1 rRNA gene is annotated in these 643 nt (G+C 52.4%); it reads left to right on the plus strand.

Annotation, left to right across the window (positions count from 1 at the left end):
* Positions 1–628, plus strand: a 23S ribosomal RNA gene (locus B5D25_RS00010); the annotation flags it as partial.
* Between the last annotated feature and the right edge of the window lie 15 nt (positions 629–643).

The following is a 643-nucleotide window of genomic DNA, read 5'->3' on the forward strand; positions in this document are numbered from 1 at the left end:
ATCGGAGGCGCTCAAAGGTTCCCTCAGAATGGTCGGAAACCATTCGAAGAGTGCAAAGGCAGAAGGGAGCTTGACTGTGACACCGACGGGTGGAACAGATACGAAAGTAGGACTTAGTGATCCGGTGGTATAAAGTGGGATTGCCATCGCTCAACGGATAAAAGCTACCCTGGGGATAACAGGCTTATCACTCCCAAGAGTTCACATCGACGGAGTGGTTTGGCACCTCGATGTCGGCTCATCGCATCCTGGAGCTGTAGCAGGTTCCAAGGGTTGGGCTGTTCGCCCATTAAAGCGGTACGCGAGCTGGGTTCAGAACGTCGTGAGACAGTTCGGTCCCTATCCGGCGCGGGCGGAGGATATTTGAGAGGAGCTGTCCTTAGTACGAGAGGACCGGGATGGACGGACCGCTGGTGTACCAGTTGCATTACCAAGTGCAGAGCTGGGTAGCCAAGTCCGGAAAGGATAAACGCTGAAGGCATCTAAGCGTGAAGCCAACCTCAAGATAAGATATCCCACTCCCCTGAGGAGTTAAGACCCCTTGAAGACTACGAGGTTGATAGGCACCGAGTGTAAGTGTGGTAACACATTCAGCTGAGGTGTACTAATAGGTCGAGGGCTTATTCAAGAGAGATGAAAAGAT

This window comes from Eubacterium ruminantium (assembly GCF_900167085.1).
In the GTDB taxonomy this organism is placed as follows: domain Bacteria; phylum Bacillota; class Clostridia; order Lachnospirales; family Lachnospiraceae; genus Eubacterium_Q; species Eubacterium_Q ruminantium.